This window comes from Leptolyngbya sp. FACHB-36, assembly GCF_014695955.1.
Lineage (GTDB): Bacteria > Cyanobacteriota > Cyanobacteriia > Leptolyngbyales > Leptolyngbyaceae > FACHB-36.
Genome location: NZ_JACJPG010000225.1, coordinates 1 through 9307, shown reverse-complemented (window position 1 = coordinate 9307; position 9307 = coordinate 1). Strand labels below are relative to the sequence as shown.

Sequence of the window (9307 nt, the reverse complement as noted above, 5' to 3'; positions counted from 1 at the left end):
GTGCAAGACTGTCGCGGTTGGGTGCTTGGACCCGGACTGGTAGATCTCTATAGCCATTCTGGAGAGCCTGGATTTGAGGAGCGAGAAACCCTGGCATCACTGCTGCAAAGCGCAAGGGCAGGTGGGTTTACTCGCTTAGCGATTCTACCTGACACGGTTCCTGCTCTGGATAATCCTGCGAGCATTGCTTGGCTGCATGATTTGCAGCGCGATCGTTACGGTCCTCACCTTTACATTTGGGCTGCCCTCACGATCGCAACTCATGGTCAGCAGATGACGGAACTGGCAGAGCTTGCTGCCCTAGATATTATTGGGTTTGCAGATGGCAAACCGCTGACGAATTTAGCACTGGTGCGGCGACTGTTGGAGTATCTGCGATCGCTGAACAAACCAGTGGCGCTGTGGGCGTGCGAACCTGTTCTGGGCGGCAATGGTGTCGTGCGCGAAGGAGCGGACTCGATTCGGTTTGGCTTACCCGGAATTCCTGCGATCGCGGAAACGTTGCCGCTGGCAGGTTTATTGGAGTGCATCGAAGCCACAGGCACGCCTGTTCACCTGATGAAACTCTCTACTGCTCGCGGTGTAGAGCTAATTCGCAGCGCTAAAGCACGCGGGTTACCTGTTACTGCTAGTGCAACCTGGATGCATTTACTGCTAGATACGAACGCTTTGGGCAGCTATGACCCAAATCTGCGCCTCGATCCGCCGTTGGGAACTCCCTCGGATCGCCTCGCGCTAATTCAAGCGGTGCAGGAGGGTGTGATTGATGCGATCGCCATTGACCATACACCCTACACGTATGAAGAAAAGACGGTTGCTTTTGCTGAAGCTCCACCGGGCGCAATTGGTCTAGAGCTTGCCCTGCCGTTGCTGTGGCATACCTTTGTCCAATCGGGAAGATGGTCTGCGCTCGAGCTATGGCGTCGCCTTAGCACTGACCCTGCAAGGTGTTTACAACAGCAAGGTCCGGCAGCGATCGCGCCCAATCAACCCGCTGAGCTAACGCTATTCAATCCACAGCAGATGTGGGCGGTGGAGGCACAGTCGCTCCACTGTCACTCCAGCAACACTCCATGGCTGGGACAACCAGTTGTGGGCCGGGTAATCAAAACGTGGTGTCCTTGAGCACAATGATCAAGGCACGACGATCAAACGTAATCTATCTGTAACTAAAAGCTAGGGACTATAAGCTGGGTCCGGGACAATTTCGCCCACGCGGTCGACGGGCCAAAACCGCACTACCGCACGACCAATAATGCGATCGCGAGGGACAAATCCCCAGTAGTGGCTGTCATAGCTATTGTTGCGGTTGTCGCCCAGCACGAGATACGACCCGTCCGGTACCGTCACTGGACCATACTCATACTGCGCTGCATCAGCAACGTAGTTCTCTCTCAACGCTTGGTCATTAATGTAGACCCGTCCAGCTTTTACCTGCACCTTCTCGCCAGGCAAGCCAATCACTCGCTTGATAAACGCGTCGTGAAAATTCTGCTTTTGCAACGCATCAGTCGGCGAGAATACAACAATATCGCCCCGCTGTGGAGTCTTGAAGTGGTAACCAATTTTGTCCACGATGAGGCGATCGTTAACTTGCAGCGTTGGCAGCATGGAACCAGAAGGAATGTAGCGAGCCTCGGCAACGAACGTCCGGATACCAAAGGCTAACACCGCGCTCAAACCGATCGTTTTGAGCACTTCAACAACCGGATTCTCAGACGATTGACGAGGCGGTTCGTTATCAGAGGCTTTACTGGAAACACGGGTCATAGGTACTCAACTGAGAAGTCGTTTTAACTAGTTTAATTCGGAATTTAAGTCCCGTCGTCAGCAGGCTGACTGGTCTTATCTAAAGGACCGACGTTCATGGATAGGCAATCGTTCCATCGCAGACAGTGCCTTTAACCTACCTCAGGCTCAATGTGATCTTATGACAGAACGACTAAAGACTTTCTAAGTAGCTCAGCAGGTCTGCCATCTCCTGGGGCGCAGGCTGAAACTGTGGCATTGGCGGTGTCTGCCCGCTGATGACTTGATGAATTAGGCTGACGCGCGACTTACGAGCGGAGACATCGCGCAAACTTGGTCCCACCCGACCTTCTGCTTCAATACCGTGGCAGCCTGCGCAGTTCATCTGGAAAATTGCGTGCCCGAGAACGGGATCACCGTTTAACGACAGAACATTACGCACGTAAGGATCAGAGTGCTGGAACCGGTGGACGCCCAGCAGCACGAGTAGGACAGCAAGTGCGATCGCCAAAATCGTTAAAGCGACCTGCAGCACTAAGTTCTCGTCGGTAACAAGCTGGTTATTCAAACGCTTTTACTAAAACAGTAATGAAGTTACGTGTCGCAGGAAACGGATCAACTTTTATCTTTATTTTAGTTTAAAGCCACTTTAGATAACTTTGCAATTTGCTGTCCGTGCCCCTGGTGTGCCGCTGTTGTTTTCCGACTAGAGCTTGTACCATGAGAAGTGGCAAAACGTTACGCATTATCTAAGAGATTAAGGAGACTTCACTTGATAGAACCCATCCTTGACGGCATTGTGCTTGGTTTAATTCCGGTGACGCTGGCTGGTTTGTTTGTAGCTGCGTACCTTCAGTACAGACGTGGCAACCAGTTGGGTCTCTAACGCCAACGACTATGAAATGAAGCTCAGTTACAGGACTGAGCTTCATTTTTGCCTAAGGGGAACCAAATCTTGCCCTGTGTTGTCTACAGTACAGACAGGCTTCTAGGTTATTAAATAAAGATAAAGATATTGCGATATGATATTCGATCGATGAGCTTTAGGACGCTTTCGTAACATCAATCGATTGTGGCATTACGGTACATTACTGTAGGGGCGCTGCCTTTCACTGGTCCAGTCAATTAAGGGGAAATCGTCATGGGGTTTTTGGTGCACTGCCAGTCGTTGGAGAAGGATCGGAACGCACAGTCTCAAGCTGGAATGCCGAAGCAGGTTGAGAACCTTACTGAAAATAGTGTTCCCTGCTTTTTCACTACAATCCCACCGGAACGGGTCGGATTGAATGGTGAGTATGATCACAACGGGCTAGCAAAGCGGGTTGAGCGAACGTTCCGTCAGCGATTTCCAGGTGCCTACCTTGACCAGTTGCGAATCAATCAGCGCGGACGGGTTGTCATCTTAATTGGTAAGGTTCTCAATCACGAAGTGCTCTGCCAGCTTGCTAGTACTGCACTTGAAGTCGCAGGGGCTAGCTCGGTAGAAACTCACGCCGTGGCGCTGCTGGATCGATCGCACTCCGACGTTGCTTAAGCCTCAGACTCTCAGATTTGACACCGTTGAGACCACGTAGATCACAGTGGTTCATAGTATTCGTGTCGTTTATTTCTAAATTGTAGAAGCCGACGCAAGGACTGTCGAATAAGGTTCTGCGTACTCCACTCAGGTGGCTTAATGAAGCAGTTGTGCGGAGCAAAGAAGCTAGCCGTCTGCTGCGTCGATCGATAAAGGTAAAACGAATACACTTTTGCTGTAAGGTGAGTGGTAGCGTTTTGAAGCAAATAAACAGCCTCTAGGGTTCCGATTTGAGCAGAGGACGCTCGAATGGCTGGTCCGAGAGAGGCGAGCTAACTCAAGTTTTGCAGCAAAGCTTAGTGGCAGCTACACGGCGGGACAAAAGCCCGGGAGACATGATTAAACCGCAGCGCGTTGGTTTTTTCATTGCTTCCGGGCTTCTTCTATTGAATTCCATCTAGTGAGTTGAGTAATTCAGATGACTGATAATCCCTTATTTCAGAGTCCAGATTCGACTCCTCAACCCCCGACCAGCCAGGGCGACCGCGCCTTAGAGCTAGAAGCGCGGCTGCCGATGACTGGATGGCAGCAGGAAGTGACGCGGGGGTTGGAATATGGGCTAGAGGCAGCCGACAGCATTCGGGATCGCCGCATTCCCACGTTTTCGCGCGGGGAACTACCCCACTTTGCGGGCATTAACACGTTTATGAAAGCGCCCTACCTAGAAGATGTCCGGCGCGTGGGAGAGTATGATGTGGCGATCGTGGGTGTGCCTCACGACTGCGGCACGACCTACCGTCCGGGTACCCGCTTCGGACCTCAAGGCATTCGTCGCATTTCAGCGCTCTACACGCCCTACCATTTTGAACTGGGCGTGGATTTGCGTGAACAAATCACCCTTTGTGATGTGGGTGACGTCTTTACCATTCCTGCAAATAACGAGAAATCGTTTGACCAAATTTCTAAGGGAATCGCCCATATTTTCAGTTCGGGTGCTTTCCCAATCATTCTTGGCGGTGACCACTCGATCGGCTTTCCCACGGTACGCGGAATTTGTCGGCACTTAGGCGATAAGAAAGTTGGGATTATTCACTTCGATCGTCATGCCGATACCCAGGAGACCGACCTAGACGAGCGGATGCATACCTGCCCTTGGTTCCACGCGACCAATATGGCAAACGCGCCTGCGAAGAATCTGGTGCAGTTGGGCATCGGGGGGTGGCAGGTACCGCGTGATGGGGTCAAGGTTTGTCGGGAGCGGATGACCAACATTCTGACCGTGACAGATATCGTGGAGCGAGGAATCGACGCGGCAGCAGACTTTGCCCTAGAGCGGGCGCTGGATGGTACCGACTGCGTCTGGATTAGCTTTGACATTGACTGTATTGATGCGGGCTTTGTCCCTGGAACGGGCTGGCCTGAACCGGGTGGTTTGCTACCACGTGAAGCACTGTCGCTTCTTGGTAAGATCGTGCAGCGCGCACCTGTCTGCGGCATTGAGGTCGTCGAAGTCTCACCGCCCTACGATGTCAGTGACATGACTGCCCTAATGGCAACTCGTGTCGTCTGCGACACAATGGCGCACTTGGTATATTCTGGACAGCTTCCCCGCCGCCAAAAACCTGCATACATTCATGCAGAGGCAAATATGCAAGTTGACCAAGCGTGGACGTAATCTACTTAATCTACTTTAGTGAATCAGCCAATGCTGATTCACTAAAGCTCAAGAGAGCAGTATGCACGAAGTAGACATGACAAAATCGCTCATTCTCACCCTGCGGAACTGGTGGGAGGAGCAGCCGGAGCAGCCTAGTATTTCCTGCGTTCACCTAATCGTGGGGCGGTTTACCTGTGTTGAACCCGCCAGTTTGCAGTTTGCCTTCGAGGTGCAGACCCGCAACACGTTTTTGGACAGCGCAACACTTCAAATTCAGGAAACGCCATTGATTGCCTACTGCCATCAATGTCAGCACGAATATCACCCCGAAATCGGGATTCAATACGCCTGTCCAACTTGTCGATCGCCCATGGACGATATCCGTTCTGGACGCGAACTCAAGATCGATCGCATTGAATACACCACCCCCTCCGAACAGCTAGAAGCTCGCAGCTAAAAATTCTCACTCTTGCCCTCTTCGCTTCCTCACTCTCATGCACCAAACCTTCGACGCTGCCCTAGGGATCAATTTGCTCCACGCCAACCAAACAGGAGCTGACCACAACCGCGCTCATTTTGACGCATGGGGCATCACCTGTTTCAACATCATGAGCAGCCCCGGTGCCGGAAAAACGGCGCTACTGGAAAAAACGCTGGCGGCACTCCGATCCAAGCTTAAAATTGCGGTGATTGAAGGCGACATGACGACGGAACTGGACGCCGATCGCCTACGGCAGTATGGAGTTCCTGTAATTGCTATCAACACAGGACGCTCTTGCCACCTTGACTCTAAAATGGTCGCGGGCGGCATTCATCGCTTAGAGCACGAGTATGACCCGACCAGTTTTGATGTGGTGCTGGTTGAGAATGTTGGAAACTTGGTATGTCCGGCAGAGTTCGAAGTAGGCGAACACGTGAAGGTTGCCCTCCTCAGCGTTACTGAAGGCGAAGACAAGCCGCTGAAATATCCCATCATGTTCCAGGAAGCGGATTGTCTGCTGATCACCAAACTGGATCTGGCCCCCTATGTAGACGTGGATGTAAGCCGAATCGAGGCAAATGTGCGGCAGATGAATCCGCACGTCACAATCCTGCCGATATCGGCTAAAACTGGCGAGGGTTTGGAGGCGTGGTATGCCTGGGTGCAGGCGCAGGTAGCACAGCTAGCCAAGGCGATCGCAGACTAATTGACACACTCACAGAACTCGTGACGCTCACTCCCAACGGGAGTGAGCGTTGCTTTTTTGGAAGCGGGGGCAGCTTAAGCGATCGACTAGAAGATTAAGCCTTCTGATGGCACGGAACTACGGCAGTCGCAGAATTGCAAGGCTAAGAACTGCTGACAATTTAGCCAAACGGATAGAATCAATACATTTTTTCTGAGGCTGGAGTAGTACGTTGGCAAGGGATACAACAAACCAATTAAGTAGCCTCTAGGGTTCCGGCTTAAGCAATGCAGCTGAAGTGACTGGTCCAAGGGAGGCAAGCTTGCTAGAAAGTTTTTGATGAGCTAGTCAGCAGCTACACGGCGGGACAAAAGCCCGGGAGGAGTGAATCAGTCACATGAGTGATTCTTCATGACCCCTTTATATCTCTCGCTTGCTGATGCGGTTGACGCTACTTTGGTTTCAGGATTAATCGTCGATCGTTGCTTAATCCGGCAAATCGACTGGGCGCGATCGAGTTGTGGCTCCAACGAACCGCTAGAAGTTCGTGCGTCCGTCGCATCTACTACTTATCTGGACCACTCCGTTAGAGTACCTGCCCTAGATAAGTTTTTCTTCATGATGAGCATAAACTGCTCCCGACAACCTCTTATTGCCTGTTGCAAGACAACATGATGAAGCTTCGATCTCTGTTTACCTACCTTGGACTATTTTTAGTCAGTCTCGTGCTGATTGTTAGCTGCACGAACCCAGCTAGCCAGATGTCTACAACCGCCAATAGCGCCTCAACGGCAGGTGGAACGACTGTCCGTCTGGGATTCAGCGCTTGGCCCGGTTGGTTTCCCTGGCAAGTAGCACAAGACGAAAAAATACTAGAGAAAAATAACGTCGCGGTTGATTTGAAGTGGTTTGACGGCTATTTGGAATCGATCAACACGCTGACCGCAGGACAGATTGACGCAAACTCTCAAACGCTGAATGACACAATTAGCGCGGTGGCTAGCGGTGGCGATCAGGTCGTAGTGCTGGTTAACGATAACTCTACTGGAAACGACAAGATCATTGTCCGGGACGGCATTAATTCGATCGCCGATCTCAAGGGCAAGAAAGTTGCCGCAGAAGAAGGAACGGTCGATCACTTCCTGCTGCTTTTGGGATTGAGAAAAGCAGGTCTGGATCCCAAAGACATTCAGTTTCAACCGCTAGAGACTGGAAAAGCCGCAGCGGCTTTTGTAGCGGGACAGGTGGATGCTGTGGGAGTATTTGCCCCCTTCACGACGCAAGCGCTCAAGCGTCCCGGCAGCAAAGAACTGTTTTCCTCCAAGGAGTTTCCGGGCGCAATTCCCGACCACTTAGTGTTCACGCGTAAGTTTGTCAACGAGAATCCCGATCGCGTACAGGCAATGGTTGATTCTTGGTTCGCCACGCTGGATTACATGAAGGCAAACCCTGACCGAGCTACGGAAATCATGGCAAAGCGAGCCGGAGTTTCTGTGGCGGAGTACAAGGAATACGCGGCTGGCACCAAGATTTTCACAGTTGAAGACAACCTGAAAGCGTTTAAACCGGGTAACGACATGACCTCGCTCTCGTATGCGGCAAACCTGATGTCGAACTTTTTAACGGAGGTGGGACTCGCGAAATCCAAACCGGATCTCAGCAAGATATTTGACGATCGCTTCGTCAAAGCTTACGCCGCTAAAGCTAAAAAGTCCTAACCGAGCTGTTCCTTCTCCCACGCAAACCATGAGCCAGCGTACTAATTCGCTCAGCGCAACCAGCGTTCCTGCTCCCGCTAAAACGCTTCAGCCAACCGTCTTCTGGCGGCTCGCTGAAGACATTCCAAAACCGTTGAATTGGGGGCTGATGGCAGCCTCGATCGGCGTGCCGCTGCTGCTGTGGTGGCTGATTACTACAGTGGGTTCCGTCGATCCCAAATTTCTACCGTCTCCCGCGAATGTGTTAGAGGCATTCCAGCGGCTCTGGAGCACTGGAGAGCTTCAGATTGACACGGTGGCTAGTTTGTGGCGAGTTGGGGTTGGCTTCGGCTTAGCTGCCCTTTGCGCGATTCCAGTCGGCGTGCTGATGGGCAGCTTTGCCAGCATTCGCGCTCTGTTGGAACCAGTGTTCGGGCTGATGCGTTATATGCCTGCCCCAGCCTTCATTCCGCTGCTGATTCTGTATATGGGCATCGGAGAGGGACCAAAAGTGTCGCTGATCTTCATTGGGGTGTTCTTTTTCAACGCGCTAATGGTGATGGATACGGTGAAGTTTGTGCCGAAGGATCTGATCGAAGCTACCTATACATTAGGGGGCGATCGCCTTCAAACGCTGCTTCAGGTTATCTTTCCTCATGTGCTGCCCGGTATCCTTGATGCCTGCCGAATTAATTTGGCAGCCGCTTGGCAACTGGTGATTGTGTCTGAACTGATTGCGGCAACGGAGGGACTGGGACGGCGAATCAGCGTCGCAGGTCGATTCCTCAAAACGGACGAGATTTTTGTTGGGCTGATCGTCATTGGCGTTATCGGTCTAACGTTCGATTTGCTATTTCAATATCTGCTGCGAGTTTCCTGTAAGTGGGCGGCTCAGAAGCGCTAATTTGGCTGTTCGTGATTTGTGGTTAGTCATCACTAGATACTCATACGGGCGATCGACTAGCCGCAAATCACAAATTCGTTGCTAGTAACTTCACATTTCATACACCTATCGCAAATTAAAGGGTCCACATATGTTTGTACAAATCAACAACCTGCATAAGCACTTCACCACTAAGAGTGGACCATTAGTTGTCCTGCGGGACATCACTATGGGCATCCAGCGTGGTGAATTTGTCTGTGCGGTAGGAGCGTCAGGGTCTGGTAAATCTACGCTGCTGCGGCAAATTGCTGGGCTAGATATGCCGACTCAGGGAGAAGTCAAAGTCGATGGCAAGCACGTGACCGGACCGGGACCCGATCGCGGCATGGTGTTTCAGCACTACACGCTATTTCCCTGGATGAGCGTGCAGGAAAACACAGAATTTGGACTGAAGCTTCAAGGTGTACCCAAAAAGCAGCGCCGCGAGAAAGCCAGCATGTATCTGAACGTGGTGGGACTGACTAGTTTCGCTAAGTCGCTACCAAAAGAGCTATCAGGCGGCATGAAGCAGCGTGTTGCGATCGCCCGTGCCCTTGCCTCAGAACCCAAGATGCTGTTAATGGATGAACCCTTTGGCGC

The 9307-nt window shown here is 51.8% G+C and carries 11 protein-coding genes and 1 riboswitch; of the genes, 9 read left to right on the top strand and 2 right to left on the bottom strand.

The genetic code is table 11. The features are described from left to right. The coding region (locus tag H6F43_RS05345; protein ID WP_190341412.1) for a dihydroorotase at positions 1–1125 on the top strand (1125 nt) is incomplete at its 5' end. A gap of 51 nt (positions 1126–1176) precedes the next feature. Here H6F43_RS05345 and lepB read toward each other — a convergent pair. Next, positions 1177–1770 (bottom strand): signal peptidase I, encoded by a 594-nt coding sequence (gene lepB / locus H6F43_RS05340; protein WP_190341410.1) that lies wholly within the window; start codon positions 1768–1770, stop codon positions 1177–1179. A gap of 172 nt (positions 1771–1942) precedes the next feature. Beyond that, positions 1943–2317 carry a cytochrome c gene (locus H6F43_RS05335; protein WP_190341408.1) on the bottom strand — a complete coding sequence of 125 codons (375 nt, stop codon included), beginning with the start codon at positions 2315–2317 and terminating at the stop codon, positions 1943–1945. Between the two features lie 204 nt (positions 2318–2521). Between H6F43_RS05335 and petG the strand changes: the two genes are divergently transcribed. The 8 genes from petG to H6F43_RS05295 all read left to right on the top strand — a co-directional run. Then, positions 2522–2635, top strand: a complete 114-nt coding sequence (petG, locus tag H6F43_RS05330; RefSeq protein WP_190341406.1) for a cytochrome b6-f complex subunit V — start codon at positions 2522–2524, stop codon at positions 2633–2635. A 255-nt stretch (positions 2636–2890) separates the two neighbouring features. Continuing rightward, on the top strand, positions 2891–3283 hold the full coding sequence (locus H6F43_RS05325; RefSeq protein WP_190341404.1) for a phospholipid-binding protein: 393 nt from the start codon (positions 2891–2893) through the stop codon (positions 3281–3283). Between the two features lie 248 nt (positions 3284–3531). After that, a riboswitch (guanidine-I (ykkC/yxkD leader) is annotated at positions 3532–3660 on the top strand. An 83-nt stretch (positions 3661–3743) separates the two neighbouring features. After that, on the top strand, positions 3744–4940 hold the full coding sequence (locus tag H6F43_RS05320) for an agmatinase family protein (protein ID WP_190341402.1): 1197 nt from the start codon (positions 3744–3746) through the stop codon (positions 4938–4940). A gap of 61 nt (positions 4941–5001) precedes the next feature. Then, on the top strand, positions 5002–5379 hold the full coding sequence (gene hypA, locus H6F43_RS05315; RefSeq protein ID WP_190341400.1) for a hydrogenase maturation nickel metallochaperone HypA: 378 nt from the start codon (positions 5002–5004) through the stop codon (positions 5377–5379). A gap of 37 nt (positions 5380–5416) precedes the next feature. Further along, positions 5417–6109, top strand: a complete 693-nt coding sequence (hypB, locus tag H6F43_RS05310; RefSeq protein WP_190341398.1) for a hydrogenase nickel incorporation protein HypB — start codon at positions 5417–5419, stop codon at positions 6107–6109. Positions 6110–6762: 653 nt separating this feature from the next. Further along, complete coding sequence (locus H6F43_RS05305) at positions 6763–7806, top strand: ABC transporter substrate-binding protein (RefSeq protein ID WP_190341396.1); 1044 nt, start codon at positions 6763–6765, stop codon at positions 7804–7806. A 28-nt stretch (positions 7807–7834) separates the two neighbouring features. Next, a complete protein-coding gene (locus tag H6F43_RS05300) occupies positions 7835–8689 on the top strand; it encodes an ABC transporter permease (protein ID WP_190341394.1) in 855 nt (284 codons plus the stop codon). Between the two features lie 130 nt (positions 8690–8819). Next, a partial coding sequence (locus tag H6F43_RS05295; RefSeq protein WP_190341392.1) for an ATP-binding cassette domain-containing protein occupies positions 8820–9307 on the top strand: 488 nt, incomplete at its 3' end.

Bases quoted from the DNA above. Each gene is read 5' to 3' on its own strand.
- lepB (WP_190341410.1), bottom strand. From the start codon at position 1,770: ATGACCCGTGTTTCCAGTAAAGCCTCTGATAACGAACCGCCTCGTCAA.
- H6F43_RS05325 (WP_190341404.1), top strand. From the start codon at position 2,891: ATGGGGTTTTTGGTGCACTGCCAGTCGTTGGAGAAGGATCGGAACGCA.
- H6F43_RS05320 (WP_190341402.1), top strand. From the start codon at position 3,744: ATGACTGATAATCCCTTATTTCAGAGTCCAGATTCGACTCCTCAACCC.
- hypA (WP_190341400.1), top strand. From the start codon at position 5,002: ATGCACGAAGTAGACATGACAAAATCGCTCATTCTCACCCTGCGGAAC.
- hypB (WP_190341398.1), top strand. From the start codon at position 5,417: ATGCACCAAACCTTCGACGCTGCCCTAGGGATCAATTTGCTCCACGCC.
- H6F43_RS05305 (WP_190341396.1), top strand. From the start codon at position 6,763: ATGAAGCTTCGATCTCTGTTTACCTACCTTGGACTATTTTTAGTCAGT.
- H6F43_RS05300 (WP_190341394.1), top strand. From the start codon at position 7,835: ATGAGCCAGCGTACTAATTCGCTCAGCGCAACCAGCGTTCCTGCTCCC.